Raw genomic sequence first — 25,612 nt, forward strand, 5'->3', positions numbered from 1 at the left:
ATAGTTTACAGTTTTTATTTTTGAATTTAAGATCCGAGCTATTAAGAACACTTTTGGCGCTTGTATAATAGCCCGAAAACTTTTATTTATTTTTCTTGTGAACACGTCGTTTTTAAAACGTGCTGCCAATCGAGAAGGTTGAAAACTTTCTTAGTTAGAACTTCCCGCACTTCCTGGTTTTGATACTTGTTTTATCAAATCCTGAAGCGTTTTTCCTTTGTCGGCTCCGGTATTGTGTATCCTTCTGTTGTATACATCTTGCCAGTCGATAAGCGGATAAACGTTGTTTTCTTTGGCTTGTTCGTCAAATACTTTTTTAAGTTCTGCTAATTTTTCAGGGTATTTTTTTGCCAGATTATTGCGTTCGTTAAAGTCTTCGTTTAGATTATATAGTTCCCAAACATCTGTATCAAAATTACTTTCAACAGGTTTTTCATTTTTACCCAATGCTTTTTTTACAGCAAATGCATCCGGTAAATGTGCAGCTCCGGCTTTCCAGCCATCTTTATAAATCGCTCTGTTTCCAAAAATATAGTAGTATTGAACTTTGTGTAAAGATTCCGCTTTAGCGTCATTCAATGAAGCGTATAATGACGAACCCTGAATAATATCCTGTTTCACATTTTTGATATATTCCGGCGCTTTAATTCCTGCAATATCCAAAGTTGTAGGCAATAAATCTGTTACATGGCTGTATTGATTTCTAATTCCGCCTTTTTCTTTAATTCCTTTTGGATAAAAAACAATCAGCGGGTTGTGTGTTCCTCCTTCGGATTGTGCATCTTGTTTCCAGTTTTTAAAAGGTACATTTGTTGCCTGTGCCCATCCTAACGGATAATTGGTATTCAGCCCTTTTGGGGTTCCAATTTCGTCAATATTCGCTAAGTTTTTCTTTAGGTTTTCGTCGTCAGAAGTTCCTTGAGAGAATAAACTTTGATTAATTGTTCCTTCAGTAGTTCCTTCTTTACTGGCACCGTTGTCTCCAATTGCTACAAAAATTACAGTATTATCCAATTGATTTGTTTCTTTTAGATAATTTACAACTCTTCCCACTTCGTAATCTGTATAGGTCAGGAATCCTGCGTAAACTTCCATAAAGCGTGCATATACTTTCTTTTGATCCGGAGTTAGTTTTTTCCAATCTGTAATTAATGGGTTACGTTCCGGTAATACGGCATTGGCGGGAATTACACCTAATTTCTTTTGGTTTGCAATTACTTTTTCGCGGTAAGCATCCCAACCTTCATCAAATTTTCCTTTGTATGGATCGCTCCATTTTGTGGCTACCTGATGTGGTGCATGCGCTGCTCCTGGTGCATAGTACAAAAAGAATGGTTTTCCAGGCGCTGCTTTTTGCTGTCTTTGAATGTAACTAATCGCTTTGTCTGTAATAAGTTCATTCAAATGTCTTCCGTCTGGTTTTATATGTACCTGATCTTCTACTAAATCAGGATTGTATTGATCTGTTTGTGATCCTAAGAAACCATAGAAATGATCAAATCCTTTTCCGGTTGGCCATCTGTCAAATGGTCCTGCATCTGTGGCATCTTCGTCTGGAGTTACGCCATATTTACCAACTGCAAAAGTGTTATAACCATTATCACGCAAAATCTCTGCAATTGTTCCTTTATCTGATGGAATTTTTCCGTCCCAACCAGGGAAACCTGCTGATAAAATAGTATGCGAAAATCCGCTTACATGTACTCTTCCTGAATTTCTTCCGGTTAATAATGCAGCTCGGGTAGGAGCACAAATAGCGGTGGTATGAAAATTAGTATAACGCAAACCATTGTTGGCTAAAGCGTCAAAAGTTGGTGTTTCGATCAAACCTCCAAAAGCACTTGAAGCGCCAAATCCTACATCATCCAACAGAATCCAGACAACATTTGGTGCACCGGCCGGAGCTTTTACCGGCTCTGGCCAATACTCTTTAGAATCGGCTAATGTTTTACCGATTACACCTTTAAATTCTTCTTGCTTTTCTTGTGCAAAACCAAATTGTGCAACAAGTAATGCAGTAATCAAAAGCCCTTTATTAGCGCTTTTGATTTTACCATTGTATTTGAAATTTTTCATAATTATTATTTTTTTATTATCATTAGTTATAGAATTTCTGCAATAAATATTAGATTAAACTTGTTTACTTAACTGTATACTATTTTATCTTATTCCAATCTTCAATACCTACTTTTGTTGACCATTGCTGATGTAATTCAATCAGCGATTGTAGCAATTTTGGTTCTAATTTTGCCAGATTTTTTGTTTCTGTTCGGTCTGTAGCAAGATTGTACAATTCCCAAGGCTGATTGTTTTCGGCTACAGCCTTCCATTGCCCTTTTCGTACTGCTTTACTGCCTTCATGCTCCCAAAACAAAGCTTCATGTGCATCAGATTGTTGTCCTTCAAATTCCTTTTTCAAGCTAATACCTTCTAAGGGTGTTAGCTTTTTTTCTTGAAAAGAATCCGGATATTGAAAACCGGCATACTCGAGGAAAGTTGGAAAAATATCAATCAAATGACTTACTCTGTTACTTACTGTTCCTGCCTTAATATGCTTTGGATAATAGGCAATAAACGGGGAAGCAATACCGCCTTCGTGGGTGTTCTTTTTGAATAATTGAAAAGGCGTGTTGCTCACATTTCCCCACGGACTTTCGTAACTATCAATCGAAGCAACTGAACCTGGTGTTCCATTTTTTTGTGTAACATAATTCCAGTTTTTCACATCATCAACACTTCCACCATTATCCGAAAGAAAAAGAATAAGTGTATTATCTTCTTCCCCCAAAGCCTTTACTTTCTGCAGGATTTCTCCAATTCCGGCATCCATTCGGTCGATCATCGCGGCATAAATTGCCATTCGGGTATCCCATTTGTCTTTTTCTTCGGCACTTAGTTTTTCCCAATCCGGCACTTTTTCAAACCGATTTGATAAGTCCCAGTTTTTATTAATAATTCCTTGTTCTTTTAATTTTTTAAAACGGCTTGCTCTCAATTTATCCCAGCCTTCTAAGTATTTGCCTTTGTATTTTGCAATATCTTCGGGCAATGCCTGAATGGGCCAATGCGGTGCATTATAAGCCACATAAAGGAAAAAAGGCTTTTGCTGATTTCTTTGTTTTTCTAAAGAACGAAGCGCAAAATTGGTAATTTCCTGAGTCAGATAAGTTGAAGTATCCGTGCGAATAATTTCTTTATCTCTTTTCAAAAAAGTAATTTTTCTACCGTCGTTATACAAAGGTTCCGAGTTGAAATAACTGCTTCCATTGTTTTGTAAAGTAAAAGAATCATCAAACCCTCTATTAACCGCCAAAGCTGATGGTACTAAACCAACGTGCCATTTTCCGGAAACAATAGTATTGTATCCTGCCTGTTTGAGTGCTTGCGCAATTGTGATACAATGCTCGTTTAAATATCCCTGATAGGCTGGAAATCCTTTGTCTTGCACCATATCACCAACGCCTGCCTGATGCGGATACAAACCAGTGAGCAATGAAGCCCGAGAAGGACAGCAGCGCCCTGCATTGTAAAATTGCTTTAGAATAAGCCCGTTTTTAGCGAGCTTATCTAAGTTTGGAGTTTTAATTTCTGAACCAAAAGCACCAATATCTGAGAAACCTAAATCATCCGCCAAAATGACGATAATGTTAGGTTGTTTTTTCTGTGCAAATAGCTGAGATTGTACAACAACCAGTAGGGCAATAATGAGCAGTTTTTTAATCATTTTATTTACTTGTATGTAAGCTTTTTATTAATAGCCAGGATTCTGTGGTAAGCCGTCCGGGTTAATATTTCTTTCGCTTTGCGGAATCGGATACAGGTTATTTCTTTCTGAAACCGAATTCTTAGCAGTTACTTTTTTTACTTCGGTAACAAGAGTTCCCCAACGTACCAAGTCAAACCAGCGTTGTCCTTCCTGAACAAACTCTTTTTTGCGTTCTTCCTGAATGGCAGCTCTGAAAGTTGTTTGCGTTAATCCTACCAAATCTATTGTTGGATCTGGAGTATTGATTGGTTTTGCAAAAGCTCTTCTTCTTACCTGATTAATCAATTCATAAGCTTCCGGTGTTTGTGCTCCCTGCTCATTTATCGCTTCCGCCAAAGACAATAAAATATCAGCATAGCGAATTACAGGAAAATTAATTGCCACATTTCCTGGAGTAGCGAGGTTAGTTAAATCAAGATATTTTTTAAAGATTGGCTTCGGAAAAGTATAAAGCGTTCCAGTTGTTGGGTTAAGTAATTGTTTGGCATAACTTACGTCCCTTCTTGTATCTCCTGCGGCATATATATCATAGAATAAAGCAACATCAGAGATAATATCTGCCGGTTCTGTAGCTGTAAATCCTGTAAAAGATGTTCCTTGAAAAGTACTTCCGCTTGATCCGTTTCCGGCTTGATTTGGCTCAAACTGAACAGAGAAAATATGTTCTTTTCCATTCTTTTTTGTTTTAGTGAAAATGTCCTGAAAATTTTCAAAAAGAGCATAACCATAACCTCCATTAATAACTTCACGAGCCTTCAGAATTGCATTTGGCCAATCTTTTCTTGTTAGATATACTTTAGCTAAAATGGCTTTTGCAGCTCCCGAAGTTGCACGTCCGGTATCAGTTGCAGGATACGTAGCAGGAAGGTTTTCGGCATCTTTCAAATCCGAAATTATTTGTGCGTAAACTTCGTCTACAGTGGCTCTTTTTGTTTTTAAACTTTCTAATTGAATAGAAGTTGGCTCGTGCAAAACAATTGGAACTCCTCCCCAAAGACGAACGGCTTGGAAGTATAATAATGCCCTGATGAATTTTGATTCATTAATCAATCTTGTTTTTATAACATCGTTTCCGGTTACTTTAGGAACATTGTCGATTGAGACATTGGCTCTGTTTATACCGTTGTAAATTTGGCGCCAAGCAACCTGAACACGATCATTAGTCGCATCATGCGTCAAACTGCTCATTGCTCTTACCTGAGGATTCGTTGCCGAAACTCCCGCTGCTGCATAATCAGATCCCATATCAGTAAGGAAATATAGATTTCGTCCAAATAAACTTTGCTCTCCCGGATCTAAACTCAGCGAAGCATAAACAGCATTTACACTTGCAATTGCGTCATCCTGCGTGTTGAAGAATTTATCTTCGGTTACAAAAGAGGTTGGTGTTACCTCCAGATCAGTGCACGATGCAAATAAACCGGCACTTAGTATGATTGTTATTATAATCTTTTTCATTGTGTATATTTTTTTACTTAGAAAGTTACGTTCAAGCCCGAAATGAATGTTCTGGAATTTGGATAAGAACCAAAGTCAATTCCCGGATATAAGTTGTTTTGTTCATAAGAGCTCACCTCTGGATCAAAGCCTGTATATTTTGTCCATGTAATCAGGTTTTCTGCTGATACATAGAATTTGATACTTTTTGTTCCTAGTTTAGACGAAAGACTTTTAGGCAGCGTATAACCAAGAGTGATTAGCTTTAATCTCAGGAAAGAAGCATCTTCGACGTAACGCTCAGAAACGATTCCTAAAGGAGAACTTGAGGCTCTTGGGATTTCATTGCTTGGATTTGTTGGTGTCCAGCGATCATTAAGCGTTGACGCAGCATTTGTACCAAGTGTAGAAATTTCTAATTGCTGATTTAGGGCATTAAATACTTTTCCGCCATAAGATCCCTGGAAAGAAAAATTAAGATCAAAATCATGGTAAGAAATTGTGTTGCTGAAACTTCCAACAAATTTTGGCTGAGAGCTTCCCAGATTTCCTTTGTCAAGTGCTGTAATTACACCATCTCCGTTAGTATCAACATATTTTCTGTCCCCAACTTTAGTATTGGCAAGACTGTTTATTTTTGGTTGTGTGTTAACTTCTTCCTGAGTCTGGAAAATACCTGCGGTTCTGTATCCCCAGAAAGTTCCCAAAGGCAATCCTACTTTTACAGTTACGGGTTGTTGCTGTAATAATGAACCATTTGGAACTACCGGAAAAAATTGATTAACACCGTTTCCTATAGAAACTACTTTGTTTTTATTGGCAGAGAAAACAAAGTTAGAATTCCATGAAAAGTTTTCTGTTTTGATGTTTTCAGTAATCAAACCAATTTCGATCCCTTTATTTTCAACACCTCCAATGTTTTGAAGCACTGTAGCATATCCAGAAGTCAACGGAATTGGAACATTGATTAACAAATCTTTTGTTTTTTTGTAATACACATCAAAAACAAAATTGATTTTTCGATCTAATAAGGATAAGTCTAAACCAATATTATATTGATTGGTTTTTTCCCATTTCAAATCAGGATTTGCCAATCGGGTAGGAGCCAATCCGGTTTGTAAAGTTCCTCCAAAGGCATAGTTTACAGAACCCATTTGAGCAAGAGAAAGGTAATTTCCAATTTCCTGATTTCCGGTTGTTCCTGCGGTAATTCTAAGTTTTGCTTCGGTTACACCTTTAATGTGGTTTGCAAATTCTTCATCGGTAATATTCCACGAGAAACCTGCTGACGGGAAATACCCCCAAAGCGACTCAGATCCAAATCTTGACGAACCATCGGCGCGTGTTGATACTATAAAATTGTATTTTCCTTTATAAGAATAATTTACTCTGGCCAACCATGATTTCAAAACACTTTCGAATGCATCACTATAAGGTTTCACCGGAACACCATCTTGCAAAGCATTGTAGGTATTAGAATCATTAACAAATGTTTGAGCACCTGCATTAACAACTTCACCTTGAGTGTACTGAAGGGTATATCCACCCAAAGCCGAGAATTTATGGTTTTCACCAAAGTTGGTATTGTAGTTCAACGTATTTTCATTCAATACAGAACTCACTAATCTGTCTCCAACAGAAGCCAGACCTTTTGTTCCCGCACCATTTGTGGTATTTGCCGGAGCATAATAATTTTGTTTGGTATTGATTACATCACCGCTAACGGCAATTTTGGCAACCAGTTTTTTAGTGATTTTGTATTCTCCAAATAAACTCGTCAGGATTCTATTGATTTTAGTTTCATTGGTTGTGTTTTCCAAATCATTAATTGGGTTGGAAATATAGCCATTAACCGATGTTGCGTAAGGATTGTTTGTTACATTATAACTTCCGTCAGCATTTTTAATAGGTACTACCGGAGCCATTAATAAAGCTGTAACAATAGGATTTGGCTGTCTGCCGGAACTTCCTCCGCCATTTGTTCCAATTCCGTTTGATATTGAATTACTGTAATTGGCATTTACACCAAATTTAAAAGCCTGTGAATAGTTTCTTTCATAATTGGCACGAAGCGAAATACGTTTAAAATCTGATCCAATCACAACACCTTCCTGGTCAAAATATCCTGCCGAAACGGCATATCTTGAACGATCGTCTCCACCGGAGAATGTTAGTTGATGATTTTGAACCGGTGCTCCGGTTCTAAAAAGTGCATCCTGCCAGTTATAATTTTCAGAAGTTTTAAAAGCCTCAATTTGAGCCGGAGTAAACGAAGGTGCCTGACCAATGCTTGCCTGAACATCATTACGTAAACTAGCCCATTGCGAAGCATTCATGATATCCAGTTTTTTTGAAACTGATTGCACTCCAAAATAGCCTTGGTACGAAATATTATCCTGTCCTTTAGTTCCTTTTTTAGTCGTAATAAGAACAACACCATTTGCACCACGAGAACCATAAATTGCAGTTGCAGAAGCATCTTTCAAAACTTCAATAGATTCAATATCACCGGGATTTATCGTCGATAAAACATTGACAGTCGCACCTGCAAAAGAAACTCCCGCAGTACTATTGCTATTGTCATTATAAATTAAAACTCCATCAACAACATACAACGGTTCGTTACCTGCCGTAATAGAGTTTCCGCCTCGAATACGTACACTTGACGAAGCTCCCGGACGTCCGGAACTTTGTGTAACTACCACTCCGGGAATAGCACCACGCAGCAGATTATCTGCAGATGAGGTAACTTGCGATAAATTAGCTTTTGGAACCGATGCTACAGAGCCTGTAATATCTTTTCTTTTTTGAGAGCCATAACCCACAACTACTAATTCGTCCAGTTCTTGACGTTCTTCTTTTAAGTTGATCGTAACAGGATTTTTGTCAACGATTATTTCGGTTTTTTTATATCCAATATAAGTTACTATTAAAGTGTAAGGAAATTTTTGACCTGTTTGAAAATAAAATTTTCCTTCAGCATCTGTCTGAACTCCGTGTGTTGTACCTTTAATAACAACAGAAGCACCTATAATGGGTTGATTTGTAACATCATCAACAACAGTTCCGTCAAGTTTAGATTGTATAAGCGGAGTGGTGTTTTGGGCATTAATTCCTGCCGAGAGCAGAAGGAGAAAAAGCAATGAGTATATGTTTAATTTTTTTTTCATTTCTTTGTAATGGTTTTAAGTAATTAACAAGGCGCCTTGAAAGTTGAATTTTCAACTCTCTGATGGTTTTCTTGATTTAGTGATAAATGTTCTTTAAGCCTTGCCATTTCTGTTGCCGCAGAAATGGCTTTTTTTATTTACAGCAACTGCTTTGCATCTCTTTCATTTTAGTTTTTTTTAGTTATTAGTCATTTTTTTTTTAATTGTACAGGTATAGTTTCAAGTGTCTTTTTAATACAGGTTATTGCATTAAACAGACTTTTGTTATTTTCAGTAATAGGGTATTTTTGATATATAAGAAATTCGATTTTTAAATCTGATTTGTAAATAAGGAAATCAGATGACGAATAAATTGTGGTGGGAATTAGCAACAGAAGCACATATAACATAAAGTGTTATAAGTATAGTTTTCAGGAAGATTGTTATACGATATGCTTGCGGTTGTTTTCAAAATTTAGTTTTTTTGGTTTTAAATATTATTTTAAACTCTACTAATCCTATAGACAAAGTTAATTTTAATATAATAAAATCCAAAAATTTCAGAAGTTTTTTTTTCAGAGAGAGGCTTAGTATGCATTTTAAATTGATTTTATTGTATTTATATTGTTGATTGTTAGTTAGTTGTGTATTTTTGTTTTATTTCAATAATTGTTAAAAAAGCATTGCTGGTGAACCTTAAAATGTAGTATTTTTTACTTGGTTTTTATCCTTTAAACTTTTTTCAAAAGATTGAAAATGAACTAAAAACGTCATTTAAGATCGATTGTCAATTTTTAAAAGCTTTTTCAGTTTCTTAAAGCTCCCATATTTTAAATACATCTTCAAAAGAAAATTTTCTTTTTCGAATCCCATAAAATTTTATTTGAAACATCAATTCTGTACTGAAATTAATTACATGCAACAGGTTAAAATAAATTAAAAGTGTCAATAGCTGCTTCATGACAATTATCATTTTTTGTAAGAATATATTCGGCCACCTTTGTGGATATATTAGAGTCATTGTTTTCTGACCTTAATAAAAGTTGCTGAAAATAAAGAAGTTAATAAAGAAGCAGATATGAGTAATCTTTCGCAATCGCATAAAATTTTATTTTTAAATACATTAGCATTTACAATTTGTTTTGCCTGTTGGACATTAAATGGTGTTTTAGTTACTTATCTCGTTGATAAAGGTATTTTTAACTGGACAGTTGTTGAAACAGGCTGGTTATTAGGGATTCCTATATTATCAGGTTCTATATTCCGACTTCCTATAGGTATTTTGACGGATAAATATGGAGGTAAAATTGTATTTTCAATTTTGTTGATACTTTGTTCTATTCCTCTTTTTCTACTTCCTTTTGCCAATTCCTTTTGGAGCTTTGCCGTTTTAAGTTTTTTCTTTGGCTTAGTAGGAACCAGTTTTGCAGTAGGAATAGGTTATACTTCAGCTTGGTATCCTAAAAACTGGCAGGGTAGAGCATTAGGTATTTTCGGAATGGGAAATGCCGGAGCTGCGATAACAACTTTTATAGCACCAACTTTATTAAATCAGCTATCAGAAAAAGATCCTTTAAACGGTTGGAAAATGCTTCCCATTATTTATGGAGCAGTATTAATACTTATAGGAATACTTTTTATTGTTTTTGCTAAAAATAAAATCAATTCTGGAGTTTCAAAAACAATGGGAGAATTGATGTCTCCACTTAAAAATATTCGTGTGTGGCGTTTTGGAGCCTATTACTTTTTAGTATTCGGATGCTTTGTAGCTTATTCACAATGGTTAGTTCCTAATTTCATGAATGTTTATCATACCTCATTGGTAATGGGCGGAATGTTTGCTACAATGTTCAGTTTGCCATCAGGAATTATCAGAGCTTTTGGCGGTTATTTATCAGATAAGTTTGGAGCCAGAAAAGTAATGTATTGGGTACTTGGCTCATCTATAGTAATTAGCTTTTTATTAATGTTTCCAAAAATGGAAATTTTTACCGCAGGTCCCGGAGTTCTTTCCGGTACAAATGGTATAGTTACCGAAGTTTCTGCAGAAGCAATTACTGTAAATGGTAAAGAACATAAAATCCATAAAAAAGAAATTTCAAACAACGATGATAAAGCAATTTTTCCTGTAAAGAATTCGTGGCAGGAAATTGTAGTAGAACAAAATCAAGAAGTCAAAAAGAAAGAGTTATTAGCCCAAGGTGTCACGCAAATTAAGTTTAGCGCCAATTTATGGGTATATGTAATTCTGGTAATCCTTATAGGAATCTCGTGGGGAATTGGTAAAGCCGCAGTCTATAAACATATTCCGGAATATTTTCCTAACGAAGTAGGTGTCGTTGGCGGAATGGTTGGTTTAATAGGCGGACTAGGCGGATTCATTGGCCCAATCATTTTTGGTTATCTCCTTAATTATACCGGACTCTGGACCAGTTCCTGGATATTTATTTTCATAGTATCAGTTCTTTGCCTGCTTTGGATGCATAGAACAATCATAAATGCGATGAGAAAAAAATCACCTGATTTTACCAGAGATATAGAACACAATCATTAAATAACAAATATATAATATGAAAACTTGGTTAGACAAATGGGAACCCGAAGATGAAGCGTTTTGGAATGCTGCCGGAAGTAAAATTGCTTGGAGAACTTTAACAATAACAACATTAACATTAATATTATCTTTTGCCTCATGGTTTATGATGAGCGTTATCGCTGTCAAATTACCCGGTTTAGGCTTTAATTTTTCTAAAGATCAGCTTTTTTGGCTAACTGCAATTCCCGGATTAGCAGCGGGATTTTTAAGAATTATCCACACCTTTATATTACCAATATTTGGTACACGACATGTAGTATCTTTTGCTACAGCAATAAAATTAATTCCCGTAATAGGAATTGGTTTTGCAGTAATGAATGTAGATACCCCTTTTTGGGTATTTGCAGTATTAGCTTTTGCAACTGGTTTTGGAGGAGGTGATTTCTCCTCTTATATGCCAAGTACAAATTTATTTTTCCCTAAAAGATTAAAAGGTACTGCGCTCGGAATTCAGGCAGGTATAGGGAATTTTGGTGTTTCGGTAGCACAATTTGTTACACCCCTTATAATTAGTGTCGGGATTTATGGAGCAGCATCAGTATTTACAAGCATCGATCCAAAAGAGACGATTACTGTATTTCAAAACGCAAGCTTAGAAAAACAAAAAGAAGTTTTTGCAGCACTTAACCCAGAAGTACAGACTAAAATATTATCTAATGTAAAGAAACCCATATTAGATTCCGTAAGTACAGCAGTTAATTCATCAGATAATACGACCATTTTTATAGCATTGCCAGTAAAAGCAAAGGCTAAAGCCATTGCAAATGCAAATCCTAAATTGGCAGAGAAAATTTTAAACAATATCAGTGCTGAAAATACTGCAGTCAAAAACAAAGAAATTTACTTGCAATCCGCAGCATTTTGGTACGTTCCTTTTTTACTGTTATTATCATTTATAAGTTGGTTTTATTTAAGAAGCATTCCAATGAAAGCCTCTATTAGAGAACAATTGGATATTTTCTCGAATAAGCATACTTGGTATTGTACAATAACTTACGTAATGACTTTTGGAACATTTGCAGGTTTGTCGGCAGCTTTTCCATTAATGATTAAGTTCTTGTATGGAGATTTTCCTAATGCGCCGGATCCTTTAGTATATGCTTTTTATGGTCCGCTTATAGGATCAGCGAGTAGAGTTGCTTTTGGTTTTGTGGCTGACAAAGTTGGAGGAGCAATACTAACCACAATTACTGGTTTAGGAATTTTAGCCGGAGCAATTATTTTAGTAACACAAGGATTAGTAGCGCCAACAAGTATGGATCAATTCCCGCTTTTTGTAACCGTAATTCTGGGAATGTTCTTTTTTACAGGAATCGGAAATGCAGGAACGTTTAGACAATACCCAATTATTTTTGCCGAAAATCAACGTCAGGCAGCAGGAGTTATTGGTTGGACAGCAGCAATTGCAGCTTTTGGACCATTTATATTTTCAAAATCAATAGGGAATAATATTTCTGCTAATGGTACTGTAAATCAATTCTTTATTTGTGTTGCAGTTTTCGCTATCTTAGCTACTGGTATAAATTGGTGGTTTTATAATCGTAAAGGTTGCGAGAAACCAAGTTAGAAAAGTAATCATTAAAATTTAATTAAGGATGAAAAATAAAACGTTTAATACCAAAGCCTTACTTGTAGCTACTCTAATCTCTGCATTAACTATAGTATTAGTATTTTACGGGTCCAGGCAACTTCAGAATTTTGATGCTGCATTAGTAACCTATTTATTCGGAACCATATTCGCTTTCTTCGGAATCGTGTATCGCTATACGGTTTGGCTGCAGCGACCGCCAACATGGATGTATTTCAAGCGCAGTATTAAATTTCTGTTCACCGGAAAGATATTTGCTCATTCGTGGTTTCTAGGAAAAGAATCAGTAGAAAATATAGTGGTTCAAAAATTTATTTATCCACGAAGTAAATACCGTTGGGCAGCCCATTTTTGTATTGCACTAGGATGCATGTCCGCTTTTGCTATAACAATTCCACTTACGTTTGGCTGGATTCATTTTACGTTGGCACCAGATTCAATATCGATTTATGAAGCTCATTTCTTCGGATTTAAAATGATGGATTTTAAAATCGGGTCTGTTCTTGCATTTTTAATTTTTCACGCCTTAAACTGGTCTTCATGGCTAGTAATATTTGGTTCTGTTTATTATTTGCGAAGACGATTGACAAATCCAGGTTTAATTGCAACACAATCTTTTGAAGGCGATTTATTACCTCTTATTTTATTGATTGCAATATCAGTTACCGGTTTGTGTCTTACGTATTCCTATCAATTTATGAAAGGATTCGCTTATGATTTCTTAGCAGTAATACATGCCGTAACCGTAATCATGTTTTTGATATGGATTCCGTTTGGCAAATTCTTCCATATAATTCAGCGTCCGGCACAAATTGGAGCTCACATTTATAAGCAAGAAGGAATAAAAAAAGGAATGGCAGTTTGCCCTCATACAGGAGAAGAATTTGCAACACAACTGCATATAAGCGATTTAAAAATTGTTACCAAACAACTGGGATTTGACTTTACGCACGAAGATGGAACCTCACACTTAGATTTAAGTCCTGAGGGAAAAAGATCTCGCTTAGCTCAGGCACATTTAAAAGCAAGATTAGAAAACGGCGGAAAGTTATTTGGATAAAATAAAAAAAGTTTCAAGTTTTTCAAGTTTCAAGTTTCAAGTTCACACTTTGTGTAAACTTTAGTTTATAGACAAACGACAATAACTTGAAACAAGAAAAACTTGAAACAAAAAAAAGAAAGACATGGCAAAATTACCCGTATCGACTGAAAAGATTATTGAAGATTTTGGTCCTCATTTAAATTATGCGCCCAAAGATGGTTATGAAGGTAGAGATGAACCAGATAGTTTAGTAAAAACGCATTGTTGTTTTTGCGGAATGCAATGCGGTATTCAATTATCAGTAAAGGATAATAAAGTGGTAGGTTTTGAACCGTGGATGGAATTTCCTTTTAATGAAGGACGTTTGTGTCCAAAAGGAGTTCAGCGTTATCTTCAAAATAATCATCCTGATCGCCTTTTACATCCAATAAAAAGAGTAGAAGGAAAAGGATTTGAAAAAACAACCTGGGATGAAGCAATGGATAAAACCGTTTCTGAGATCAAAAGAATTCAGGAAAAATATGGTAAACATGCCTTTTCGATGTTATCAGGCGTATCACTTACCAACGAAAAAAGTTATTTGGTTGGAAAATTTGCCCGTGTAGCATTAAAAACCAGAAACCTTGATTACAACGGAAGACTTTGCATGGTAAGTGCAGGAGCAGGAAATAAAAAAGCTTTTGGTTTAGATCGTGCTTCAAACAATTATTCTGATTTAGAATATGCCGAGGTTATTATTGTTGCCGGAGCAAATATCAGCGAAACCTTCCCAACATTAACCCATTGGATCTGGAAAGCCAGAGATCGTGGAGCTAAATTGATTGTTATAGATCCAAGAATGATTCCGCTAGCCAGAACTGCCGATGTACATTTGGATGTTAAACCCGGAACAGATTCTGCATTATATGGTGCAATGCTTAAATATCTGGTAGATCACGATATGCTGGACCATGATTTTATAGACAATTATACATCAGGTTTTCAGGAAACACTAGATGCCGTAAAAGATTATACCTTAGAATGGGCAGAAGAAGTTACAGGAATCGATAAGAATAAAATAAAAGAAGCTGCCGAATTATGGGGCAAAGCCAAAACTAGTTTTCTACTTCATGCACGCGGAATCGAGCACCATTCAAAAGGTGTTGATAATGTAGTAGGTTGTATAAACTTAGTTTTAGCAACCGGAAGAATCGGTAAACCTTATTGCGGATACGGAACTATAACAGGACAAGGAAACGGACAAGGCGGTCGTGAACACGGACATAAGTGTGATCAATTGCCTGGAAATCGTGATATCGAAAACCCTGAACATCGAAAGTATATATCAGAAGTTTGGGGCATCGATGAAAAAGATATGCCTGGAAAAGGACTTACTGCCTATGAAATTATAGAAGCCATTCATAGTGGAGAAATCAGAGGATTAATTTCTATTTGTTTCAATCCACTAGTATCCTTACCAAACAATAATTATGTTAGATCAGCTCTCGAAAAATTAGAGTTTTACGTTTGTATTGATTTCTTTTTGAATGAAACTGCCCGTCATGCGGATATTGTTCTTCCGGGTTCTTTACAGGAAGAAGAAGAAGGAACAACAACTTCGGCAGAAGGTCGCGTAATTCGAATTCGCCAAGCTGTTACACCTCCGGGAGAAGCAAGAACAGATACTTCGATATTGTTAGAAATTGCAAAAAGACTGGGTGAAGAAGATAAATTTACTTATGAAAACAGTGAAGCTATTTTTAATGAATTACGCGTAGCTTCAAAAGGAGGAACAGCTGATTATTTTGGAATATCATATAAAAAAATAGAAGATAATATGGGCGTTTTTTGGCCTTGTCCAACAGACGATCACCCCGGAACACCGCGATTATGGGAAGATAAAAAGTTTAAAACACCAGATGGAAAAGCGCATTTTAATCCTGCACCATACAAATTACCGGGAGAAGTTACAGATGAAGAATATCCTGTTATTCTAACTACAGGACGTGTAGTTTCTCAATATCTAAGCGGAACCCAAACACGTAGAATAGGAAAATTAGTAGATCAGTTTCCGGAACCATTATTAGAGATTCATCCGGAACTAGCTTTAAAATACGGAATCAAACAGCATGAATTAGTTCGTGTTGCAACACGACGCGGAGAAGGAATTTTCCCTGCAAATATTGTAGAAACTATCCGTAAAGATACGGTGTTTATACCTTATCATTGGCCAGGAGCAAAATCGGCAAATCAATTAACACCGGGAACTTTAGATCCAATTTCAAAAATACCGGAATTTAAAGTTTGTGCATGCTTATTAGATCCGCAAGGAAAAATTGCACCATCATCTAAAGAATCACACGCATATGCAAGTATTTAATCTATAAAAACGAAATTATGAACCTGACTAATTTTAATAGAAATGAAGAGTTTTTTGTAGATCTGCAACGCTGTATTGGTTGTAAAGCTTGCGAAATGGCTTGCGCAGAATGCGAAACAAACGGGCAGGAATCGTTGATTAGCGTGAATTATGTTGAGCGTTCTTCAACAATTCAAACTACTGTGCAGGTTTGTATGCATTGTGAAGATCCGGTATGCGCAAATGTATGTCCTGCCGATGCAATTTCGCAAGACGAATTTGGAATTGTTCATACCGCAAATACAGAAAGATGTATTGGTTGCTCAAACTGTGTGATGGCATGTCCGTTTGGAGTTCCTAAAAAGATGGAAGAGTATGATTTGATGATGAAATGTACTATGTGTTATGACAGAACAAGCGTTGGTAAAAAACCAATGTGCGCAACGGTTTGCCCAAGTGGAGCTTTGTTTTATGGAACAAGAGCCGAAATTGAAGAAATGAGACCAAATAGCTCACCAGTAAATACCTTCATATTCGGAAAAGAAACAGTAAATACTAAAGTAAACATTATGATGCCAAAAGGCAGTAATGAATTAAGAATATATTAAATCTAAATCCATGTCAAAAGAAGATAATTTAAATCAAAACTGGAAAAAAGATTTCCCAATAAAAAAGCAGGAATCTACACAAGTTAGCCGACGTGATTTTGCCAAATTCCTAACATTTGTTTCCGGAGGATTAATGGTAGGAAGTGGATTTGTTGCTGCAAAAGCCTATTTGCTGCCAAAAGAAGGTGTAGAAGGAGAACATTTTATTTGTAATAAAGAGGAAGTTCCTGTGGGAGGAACACGTGGATTTGTAATTGAAGGCAGCACAATTCCTTATATTTTAATACATCTGGAAAGCGGAGATTTTAGAGCTTATGAACAAAAGTGTACCCATTTATCTTGTTCTGTTTTCTATAAACCCGGAACTGGAATCATACATTGCCCTTGTCATGAAGGCTCATTTGATGCAATGACAGGAGATGTAATTGCAGGACCGCCACCAAGAGCACTACCACAGTTAGAAGTGTTTTTTAAAGATAATAGAGTCTTTGTGAGAGCATTTACAGAAAATAAAGATAGTTAGGAGTAACACTAAAAACGAATCAACATGAGTACTTTTAGAAGAAGTCAAAATCGCGCCAACCCAAATAAACTGAACAATATACTTTCGACACTTATTTTTATTTTGATATTAAATGTTAGTATTCAAATTTGGCTTCTGTATGCTTCATTGAACAATGCACTGGATAATAACAATGAAATATTGTTGCCTGCATTTATAGCTTCAGCAGTTCTGTTTTTCATAGGTTTTGCATGGATGTATTACTTACCAACTGGAAATTTTAAAAGAAAATAAAAAGTATAATCTTCTCCAGTTTTTTTATAATTAATTATAAAAGCTATTTGATTGATTTTTACCAAAGTATTTGAAGAATTAAGCTTAAATTTATATTCTTAAAAAAAATTAGGTAACTAATGAATTAAACTAAGTAAAAATACGTATGTTTGTAGTAGGTATTTTTGCTTATACACAAAAATAGCACTATGATCCAAGTAGAAGAAGCCTTATCAATAATTGCAGCCAATAGCATAAACATGCCAACGTATAAAATACCGGTGAGCAAATCACTGGGATTTATCCTGGCAGAAACAGTGTATTCGCCAATTGCAATGCCGCCGTTCCGTCAATCGGCAATGGATGGATATGCTTTTATTCACAGCGAAAGACATCAGTATGATATTGTTGGTATTTCGCAAGCCGGAGATCATTCTGATATAAAACTGAATCCAAACGAGGCAGTCCGTATTTTTACAGGTGCTTTTGTACCTCATAATGCTGATACTGTAGTAATGCAGGAACATGTTATGGCAAATGATAAATCGATTTTGATTACTAACATGCCAAAACAGTTTACTAATGTTCGAAATAAAGGAGAACAAATAGGAAAAGAAGATGTTGTCTTTGAGTCTAATACCTTGATAACGCCTGCTGCAATTGGTTTTCTGGCCTGTTTAGGAATTACCGAAATTGAAGTTTATAAAAAGCCTAAAGTGGCCATTTTAGTAACCGGAAATGAATTAGTAAAACCCGGTAAAAAACTGGCTAAAGGAAAAATTTACGAAAGCAATTCAGTTATGTTGGAGGCGGCGCTTCAAACAATCGGAATTAAAAAAACAAAAATTTATAAAGTAAAAGATAGTCTTAAAGCGACTAAAAAAGCGCTAAAAAGCATTTTAAAAAAATACGATATAATATTAGTTTCCGGAGGAATTTCTGTGGGAGATTATGATTTTGTCAAAGAAGCTTTATTAGAAAATGGAGTAGAAGAACTGTTTTATAAAATCAATCAGAAACCTGGAAAACCGATGTTTTTTGGCTGTAAAAATGAAACTTTAGTTTTTGCTTTACCCGGAAATCCAGCTTCGTCACTAACTAATTTTTATATTTATGTTTATCCTGCTATTAAAAACAGAATGGGTTTTTCTGACACACATTTGCCAAAATTAGTTCGAAAAATTAATTCAGGTTTTACCAATACAACGGGAAAAACATTGTTCCTAAAAGCATTATATGATGAAACACACGTAACGATTTTAGAAGGACAAAGCTCTGCAATGCTCAATACATTTGCAATTGCCAATAGTTTACTAATCGTACCAAATGATACCGAAACAATTAAAAAAGGTCAATTCGTAACGTTATTACCAATTGATTAGAGGGAATTAGAAAATTAGTCAATTAGGAAATTAGATAATTTGAAAATGAAATGTAAAATGCGGTATGTAAAATTAAACACACAGCATAAACTTGAAACAAACAAAACTTGAAACAAACAAAACATGAAACTGACAGTATAAACTTGAAACTTGAAACAAAATAAACCTGAAACAAACAAAACCTGAAACAAAAAAATGCAATTACTTAGTTCCGAAAATATTCTTTTATTCAGTATCGCTTTAGTAGTGATAGCTTTCTTGTATTCGAGTGTTGGACACGGCGGAGCATCTGGATATTTGGCTTTGATGACGATTTTTGCATTCCCAATTTCCGTAATGAAACCATCGGCATTATTACTGAATTTGTTTGTTTCGAGTATTTCATTTTTCTTTTATTATAAGATGAATTATTTCAAGCCCAAATTGTTTTATCCTTTTGCAATAACCTCAATTCCCGCAGCATTTATTGGCGGTTTTATTACATTAGATAACACGATTTATAAAATTATTTTAGGAATAGTCTTGGTTTTTGCGGCGCTTCGATTGTTCGGAATATTTAATTTTAAAGAAAAAGAAGCAGTTGTAATAAACATTCCGTTTGCCTTGACAATCGGATTTATTATTGGATTATTATCGGGAATGTTGGGTATTGGCGGAGGAATTATTTTGAGTCCGATTCTATTGTTTTTAGGATGGGCTTCGATCAAGGAATCAGCGGCGATTTCGAGTTTATTCATTTTTGTGAATTCATTTGCGGGGATCTTGGGATTCTTTTTAGGAGGAAAAACAGTTCCAACAGAAAGTTTTTATTTGGTTCCAATTGCCGTTTTAGGCGGTGTTTTGGGAGGATATTATGGCAGCGGTTATTTTTCTAATAAAACATTGAAAATTGTTTTAGGAACCGTGATTTTAATGGCAAGCGTTAAATTAATTTTTCCTTGAAAGTAATAAATTTGAATTAACCGCAAAGTACGCAAGGTTTTGTAAAAGCAGTTTATAGAAATAACAAAGTAAAGTTCGCAAAGCTTTGTATTTATTCAGCTTTGCGAACTTAATTTAAAACACACCAAATGAATAAAAAAACTTAGCGCACTTTGCGGTAAATTTTTTTTCTCATTTAAACCTGAACAAAGAAAACCTGAAACAAAATAATTAAATCATGGAAACACTAACAGTATTTATTCTTTGCGGCGGAAAAAGTTCCCGAATGCAATCAGAAAAAGGATTGGTTCTGTTTCAGGATAAACCTTTTATAGAACATATTATACAGGCGATTTTGCCTATTACAGATAAAATAAAACTGATAACGGCGACTAAAGAATATGATTATTTACCGTATCAGAAAATACCCGATATTGTTTCAGATAAAGGTCCGTTGGGAGGAATTTATACAGCATTGACTTCTTCTGAAACCGAGTTTAATTTGATTTTGAGTTGTGATATTCCGTTAATTTCAACGGGATTATTATCAGAGTTAATTTCAAAACATAATGATGAAGCCGAAATTACGGTTTTTGCTTCAGAAAGCAGATTACATCCTTTAATTGGGATTTATTCTAAAAAAGTAGTACCAGTTATCAAAAGCGCAATTGATAACGACGAACTAAAAATGATGGATTTATTGGCGAAAATTCCCCATCAAATCATCAATATTGACGAAAGTGAAAACTTTCATTTAACCAATATTAATTCGGTTGACGAATTAAATGACCTGAATATCAATTTAAGTTAAAAGTTATGCGAAATTTTAAAACACCAAAATTAACGATTGTAGGCGCAGGTCCGGGTGATGTTGAATTGATTACCTTAAAAGCAATAAAAGCATTAGAAGCTGCAGATGTTGTTTTATACGATGCATTAGTAAACGAAGAATTATTGCAATATGCGACAAACGCAGAAATTGTTTTTGTAGGCAAACGTTTAGGATGCCATGCTTACACACAAGATCAGATCAACGAATTGATAGTTTCAATGGCAAATCGGTATGGTCATGTAGTACGCTTAAAAGGTGGTGATCCTTTTATTTTTGGAAGAGGAAGTGAAGAAATTGAATATGTAGAACAATACGGTGTAGAAACTGCTATTGTTCCTGGAATTTCATCTGCATTAGGTGTACCGGCTTCGGTTGGAATTAGTTTGACACAACGTCAGATTGCAGAGAGTTTTTGGGTAATTACAGGAACAACATCTAATCATGAATTGTCTAAGGATATTCGTTTAGCATCAAAATCGGCTGCAACCGTAGTTATTTTGATGGGTATGCATAAATTGGATGAAATTATCGCTATTTATCAAGAGAACCGCACAGATGATTTGCCTATTGCAATTATTCAAAACGGAACAAAAAATACAGAACAAAAAGTAGTTGGAACTATAAGTTCGATTACTAAATTAGTATCCGAAAAGAAAATATCATCTCCGGCAATTATTGTGATTGGAGAAGTCGTAAAAAATACTTCAAGATTAACGTCTTATTTTCAGGAGCATTTTGATGACGAATTTATTTTTCAGAATTTAAATTTAAAATAATGATTGAGATTAAATATTTTGGAGCTGTCGCAGAAAAGACAAAATGTACTTTCGAAAAAGTATCTTTTTCTGAAGTTTCACTGCAAAAACTATTGCAGGATCTTGAGATAAAATACCAATTTGAATCGCTTTCTTTTAGTGTTGCGGTCAACCAGAAAATAGTGCCAAAAACAACTGACTATAAATTACAAACAAGCGATGTTGTAGCTTTATTACCTCCTTTTGCAGGAGGATAAATGAATTTTTATGAATGATTCAATACGTTATAATCGACAAATAATTCTTCCGGAAATAGGAGAAACAGGTCAGCAAAAATTATTAAAAGCAAAAGTTTTAGTAATTGGTGCTGGCGGTTTGGGAGCTGCTATTTTACCTTATTTGGCAGCCGCCGGAGTGGGAGAAATTGCAATTGTTGACGATGATGTTATTGAAGTTTCGAATTTGCATCGTCAGGTAATTTATAAAAACTCGGCAGTTGGAAAACATAAAGTTGACGAAGCGAAATTGATGATTGCCGAATTGAATCCATCAACAAAAGTTGAGGCAATTGCAGAAAAATTATCAGGAAAAAATGCCATTTCATTATTTGAACAATATGATATTATTGTTGATGCAACAGATAATATTGCCATAAAATATCTGATTAATGACGCTTGTATCGTTACCAATAAACCAATGGTTTATGGATCTATTTTTAGATTTCAGGGCCAGGTATCGGTTTTTAATTATCAAAACGGACCAACATACAGATGTTTGTATCCAGATGAGAACAGTCAATCTGCAAATTGTGAAGATGCAGGAGTAATAGGAATTTCAGTTGGAATCATTGGAATGCTTCAGGCGAATGAAGTTATCAAAATGATTCTGGAAATAGGAGAGGTGCTAAGTGGTAAAATTCTGGTTTATAATATTTTGAATAATGAACAGCAAAAGTATGATTTTGAGAAGAACACTAATATTGTAATGAATTTAGAAGCTTTTCAGAAAAAATATAATGCAGTTGAAAATCAGGTTGAAGAAGTTGTGGTTGAAGAAATTTTAAATGAAATTGATAATGATGAGGTTCTTTTTCTGGATGTTAGAAATGCAGAAGAACTTCCGAAAATTAATTTTAAAAATGGAATTCAGATTTCATTGTTGCATTTAGAAAATGAAATCAAAAAACTGAATCCAAATCAAACTATTTATGTGTATTGCCAATCGGGAATCAGAAGTAGAATAGCTGTCGAATTATTACAAAAGCATCAATTTAAAAATGCAAAAAGTATTACTGGCGGTGCTTTGGCTTTAAGCCAATTAGTAAAAGAAAAAGTATAGCCACAGATTGCACAGATTAAAATGATTTTTTTGAAGATTGTGCAAAAAAAAGTTCGCCACGAATCACACGAATTTTCACTAATTATAAAGTTTGAATTTTTGTAATCAAGATAAAAAATTAGTGAAAATTCGTGTAATTCGTGGCAAAAGAAAAATCATTTTAATCAATATAATCTGTGGCAAAAAAAACATAAACAATGAGTAAAAATGTATTTGTAGAAGGACCAATTTCTCCTGAATTTATAGCTGAGTCAATCGCTAAACACCAATCAAAACATACAATTGGTGCGCATAATATTTTTCTGGGTCAGGTTCGTGCCGATGTAATTCACGAGAATACGGTCGTAGCAATCGATTATTCGGCATATACAGATATGGCGAATGAAGCTTTATATGCAATTCGTGAAAAAGCTTTCGCTAAATTCGACCTGACTTGTATGCATATTTATCATAGTTTGGGCGTGGTAAAAGCGGGTGAAATTTGTTTGTTCGTATTTGTTTCGGCAACACGACGCAAACAAGTTTATGAAGCCACAGAAGCTATTGTAAACTGGATAAAAACTGACGTGCCAATTTTTGGTAAAGAAATGTTTGAGAACGATACATTCACTTGGAAACAAAATAATAATGGTTGATATTACGCATAAAATAAACACATTAAGAGCCGCAACGGCAACAGCAATTGTCAAAGTAAGTAAGCAGGAAACAATTGATGCTGTGGTGAATAATTTGGTTCCAAAAGGGAATGTGTTCGAAATGGCAAAAACTGCCGGATTGTTTGCGGTAAAAAACACACATTTATCAATTCCGGATTGTCATCCAATTCCAATTGAATTTACTTCGGTAGAATATAAAATTGAAGGTTTAACTATTGAAATTATTTTCAATGTAAAGACCGTTTACAAAACCGGAGTTGAGGTTGAGGCTATGCACGGCGCTTCGATTGTAGCGTTGACAATGTACGATATGTTGAAACCAATTGATAAAGAAATTGAAATTTCGACAATTAAATTGATCAATAAAGAAGGCGGGAAATCGTCTTTCAAAAATAAATTCGCGAACACGATAAAAGCAGCAGTTTTTGTTTGTTCTGATTCTATTTTTGCAGGTGATAAAGAAGATCGTTCCGGAAAAGTAATAGTAGAAAAATTAGATGCCTGTGGCGTCGAAACAGCGCATTACGAAATTATTCCTGATGAAATTGATATTATTCAGGAAAGAACTAAGGCTTTTGCCAAAGATAATCAGTTGGTTATTTTTACCGGAGGAACGGGATTATCGCCAAGAGATGTTACACCGGAAGCTTTGTCACCATTGTTAGAAAGCAGAATCCCGGGAATTGAAGAAGCGATTCGTAATTACGGGCAACAGCGTATGCCGTATGCCATGTTATCCAGAACAGTTGCGGGAACATTGGGTAAAAGTTTAATTCTGGCTTTGCCTGGATCAACAAACGGAGCCAGAGAATCTATGGATGCGGTTTTTCCACATTTATTGCACGTTTTTCATATTTTAAAAGGAAAAAATCATGACACCCTCTAAAACCATTTTAACGGATGATTTTGGGCGAAAACACAATTATTTGCGTATTTCGTTACTGGAGAAATGCAATTTGCGTTGTACGTATTGCATGCCTGCTGACGGAATCGCATTGTCTCCAAAAGCCAGCTTAATGACGGCAGATGAGATTTTTGCTTTGGCTCAGACTTTCGTAGAAAATGGGGTTGATAAAATAAGACTAACCGGAGGAGAACCTTTATTAAGAAAGGATTTTCCAGAGATTATTTCTAAATTATCAACTTTAGAAACCTCTCTTTCAATAACGACAAACGGTATTTTAATTGACCGTCATATCGATGTTTTGAAGCAATCTAATATCAAAAAAATTAATTTGAGTTTAGACACTTTAATTGCTTCTAAATTTCATTCGATAACACTTAGAAATCAGTTTGAAAAAGTAATTGATAATTTACATTTATTGCTGAATAACAATTTTCAGGTAAAAGTAAATGTGGTTTTGATGAAAGGCTTTAATGAAAACGAGATAATTGATTTTATTAAACTAACCGAATTTCTTCCGCTTTCAATTCGTTTTATTGAGTTTATGCCCTTTGCCGGAAACGAGTGGGACAGAAGTAAAATGGTATCACAAAACGAGATATTATCGCAAGTAGAAGAAAGTTTTTCTTTGGATAAAATTCAAAAGCTGGAAGACGAAAAACACTTCACAGCCAGAACGTATAAAATAAAAGGTTTTCAAGGCGATTTTGGAATCATAAGTTCGATTACAAATCCGTTTTGTGATGGTTGCAACCGAATTCGCCTGACGGCAAACGGCAAAATAAAAAACTGTCTCTTCTCTAATTCTGAGACGGATCTGCTAACGCCTTTTAGAAACGGAGAATCGATTACAGATTTGATTTCAGATTCAATAAAAAGTAAAAAGAAAGTCAGAGCCGGAATGGTTACTATTGAAGAAATGGATGATCCTAAGCTTCACTTTGATAATCGCAGTATGATTGCGATTGGAGGCTAAATTTGAAAAGACTGTCGTTTCGAGAATCTTTGTCAAAATTTTAAACTTTGACAAAGATAGCGCACAGATTTGTCTTTGCGAGGAACGAAGCAATCTCATCCAGAGAATCTTCCTCATTATAATTTTACTTATGTTAGTGCGGTTGCTTCGTTCCTCGCAATGACTCTCCAGAACTCTCCAGAATGTTTAATTTAAGGGCATAAAAAAAGGTTCAACTTAATTCTAAGTCAAACCTTCTTTTTGATATTATTTTTTCTTTTTAGCTTTTGCCTTTTTTTGAGACTTTGCTTTCTTTTTTGCTATTTTTTTTGCTTTCGCTTTTTCCTTAGCTTTTTTAGCTTTTTCTTTTTTCTTAGCGGCAGCTTTTTGTTTTGCTTTTTTAGCTTTTTCTTTCTTTTTGTCTTTTTTAGCCTGATCTTTTTTCTTAGCTAATTTCTTTTTCTCTTTTTCCTTGTCTTTGTCTTTCACTTTTTTCTTCTTTTTATCTGTTGATTTATCTTTTTTGTTTTCTCCTGTTGTTGCAACAACTGTGTCTTTTTCCTTTTGCAC

General features: G+C 35.0%; 21 protein-coding genes. 16 read left to right on the forward strand and 5 right to left on the reverse strand.

Features of this window, described 5'->3' with window-relative positions:
* Window positions 1-150 precede the first annotated feature (150 nt).
* The 4 genes from CHB81_RS14345 to CHB81_RS14360 all read right to left on the reverse strand — a co-directional run bounded on the left by CHB81_RS14345 (window position 151) and on the right by CHB81_RS14360 (window position 8,373).
* Window positions 151-2,076: an arylsulfatase gene (locus CHB81_RS14345; protein ID WP_089352546.1), complete on the reverse strand. Its 1,926-nt coding sequence runs from the start codon at window positions 2,074-2,076 to the stop codon at window positions 151-153.
* 79 nt (window positions 2,077-2,155) lie between these two features.
* On the reverse strand, window positions 2,156-3,724 hold the full coding sequence (locus tag CHB81_RS14350; protein WP_089352547.1) for an arylsulfatase: 1,569 nt from the start codon (window positions 3,722-3,724) through the stop codon (window positions 2,156-2,158).
* Window positions 3,725-3,751: 27 nt separating this feature from the next.
* A complete protein-coding gene (locus tag CHB81_RS14355) occupies window positions 3,752-5,224 on the reverse strand; it encodes a RagB/SusD family nutrient uptake outer membrane protein (protein ID WP_089352548.1) in 1,473 nt (490 codons plus the stop codon).
* 17 nt (window positions 5,225-5,241) lie between these two features.
* On the reverse strand, window positions 5,242-8,373 hold the full coding sequence (locus CHB81_RS14360) for a TonB-dependent receptor (RefSeq protein WP_089352549.1): 3,132 nt from the start codon (window positions 8,371-8,373) through the stop codon (window positions 5,242-5,244).
* A 1,057-nt stretch (window positions 8,374-9,430) separates the two neighbouring features.
* Between CHB81_RS14360 and CHB81_RS14370 the strand changes: the two genes are divergently transcribed.
* From CHB81_RS14370 to moaA, 16 genes are all read left to right on the forward strand, one after another.
* Window positions 9,431-10,906 carry a nitrate/nitrite transporter gene (locus CHB81_RS14370; RefSeq protein ID WP_089352551.1) on the forward strand — a complete coding sequence of 492 codons (1,476 nt, stop codon included), beginning with the start codon at window positions 9,431-9,433 and terminating at the stop codon, window positions 10,904-10,906.
* A gap of 16 nt (window positions 10,907-10,922) precedes the next feature.
* Entirely contained in the window at window positions 10,923-12,515 is a 1,593-nt protein-coding gene (locus CHB81_RS14375) for an MFS transporter (RefSeq protein ID WP_089352552.1), read from the forward strand.
* Between the two features lie 28 nt (window positions 12,516-12,543).
* Window positions 12,544-13,596: an MFS transporter gene (locus CHB81_RS14380; RefSeq protein ID WP_089352553.1), complete on the forward strand. Its 1,053-nt coding sequence runs from the start codon at window positions 12,544-12,546 to the stop codon at window positions 13,594-13,596.
* 124 nt (window positions 13,597-13,720) lie between these two features.
* A complete protein-coding gene (locus tag CHB81_RS14385) occupies window positions 13,721-15,937 on the forward strand; it encodes a molybdopterin oxidoreductase family protein (RefSeq protein WP_089352554.1) in 2,217 nt (738 codons plus the stop codon).
* A gap of 17 nt (window positions 15,938-15,954) precedes the next feature.
* Window positions 15,955-16,524, forward strand: a complete 570-nt coding sequence (locus tag CHB81_RS14390) for a 4Fe-4S dicluster domain-containing protein (RefSeq protein ID WP_089352555.1) — start codon at window positions 15,955-15,957, stop codon at window positions 16,522-16,524.
* Between the two features lie 10 nt (window positions 16,525-16,534).
* Window positions 16,535-17,047: a ubiquinol-cytochrome c reductase iron-sulfur subunit gene (locus CHB81_RS14395; RefSeq protein ID WP_089352556.1), complete on the forward strand. Its 513-nt coding sequence runs from the start codon at window positions 16,535-16,537 to the stop codon at window positions 17,045-17,047.
* Between the two features lie 24 nt (window positions 17,048-17,071).
* A complete protein-coding gene (locus CHB81_RS14400; protein ID WP_089352557.1) occupies window positions 17,072-17,320 on the forward strand; it encodes a DUF6755 family protein in 249 nt (82 codons plus the stop codon).
* A 188-nt stretch (window positions 17,321-17,508) separates the two neighbouring features.
* Window positions 17,509-18,681, forward strand: coding sequence for a gephyrin-like molybdotransferase Glp (glp, locus tag CHB81_RS14405; RefSeq protein ID WP_089352558.1), 1,173 nt, complete (start codon window positions 17,509-17,511; stop codon window positions 18,679-18,681).
* 195 nt (window positions 18,682-18,876) lie between these two features.
* Window positions 18,877-19,623, forward strand: a complete 747-nt coding sequence (locus CHB81_RS14410) for a sulfite exporter TauE/SafE family protein (RefSeq protein ID WP_089352559.1) — start codon at window positions 18,877-18,879, stop codon at window positions 19,621-19,623.
* A 217-nt stretch (window positions 19,624-19,840) separates the two neighbouring features.
* Entirely contained in the window at window positions 19,841-20,413 is a 573-nt protein-coding gene (locus CHB81_RS14415; RefSeq protein WP_089352560.1) for a molybdenum cofactor guanylyltransferase, read from the forward strand.
* Between the two features lie 5 nt (window positions 20,414-20,418).
* A complete protein-coding gene (gene cobA, locus CHB81_RS14420) occupies window positions 20,419-21,210 on the forward strand; it encodes a uroporphyrinogen-III C-methyltransferase (RefSeq protein WP_089352561.1) in 792 nt (263 codons plus the stop codon).
* Complete coding sequence (locus tag CHB81_RS14425; RefSeq protein ID WP_089352562.1) at window positions 21,210-21,446, forward strand: MoaD/ThiS family protein; 237 nt, start codon at window positions 21,210-21,212, stop codon at window positions 21,444-21,446. Before cobA ends, CHB81_RS14425 begins: the two co-directional genes overlap by 1 nt.
* 10 nt (window positions 21,447-21,456) lie before the next feature.
* The gene (moeB, locus tag CHB81_RS14430) at window positions 21,457-22,527 is read left to right on the forward strand and encodes a HesA/MoeB/ThiF family protein (protein ID WP_089352563.1); all 1,071 of its coding nucleotides are present in this window, start codon (window positions 21,457-21,459) and stop codon (window positions 22,525-22,527) included.
* Window positions 22,528-22,724: 197 nt separating this feature from the next.
* Complete coding sequence (locus CHB81_RS14435; RefSeq protein ID WP_089352564.1) at window positions 22,725-23,162, forward strand: molybdenum cofactor biosynthesis protein MoaE; 438 nt, start codon at window positions 22,725-22,727, stop codon at window positions 23,160-23,162.
* Window positions 23,155-24,069, forward strand: coding sequence for a bifunctional molybdenum cofactor biosynthesis protein MoaC/MoaB (moaCB, locus tag CHB81_RS14440; protein ID WP_089352565.1), 915 nt, complete (start codon window positions 23,155-23,157; stop codon window positions 24,067-24,069). Before CHB81_RS14435 ends, moaCB begins: the two co-directional genes overlap by 8 nt.
* Window positions 24,056-25,063 (forward strand): GTP 3',8-cyclase MoaA, encoded by a 1,008-nt coding sequence (moaA, locus tag CHB81_RS14445; RefSeq protein WP_089352566.1) that lies wholly within the window; start codon window positions 24,056-24,058, stop codon window positions 25,061-25,063. Before moaCB ends, moaA begins: the two co-directional genes overlap by 14 nt.
* A 246-nt stretch (window positions 25,064-25,309) precedes the next feature.
* Here the strand turns inward: moaA and CHB81_RS27160 are convergent, their stop codons facing one another.
* Entirely contained in the window at window positions 25,310-25,612 is a 303-nt protein-coding gene (locus tag CHB81_RS27160) for a hypothetical protein (protein ID WP_254921113.1), read from the reverse strand.

It is taken from the genome of Flavobacterium sp. ov086, assembly GCF_900187965.1.
GTDB lineage: Bacteria > Bacteroidota > Bacteroidia > Flavobacteriales > Flavobacteriaceae > Flavobacterium.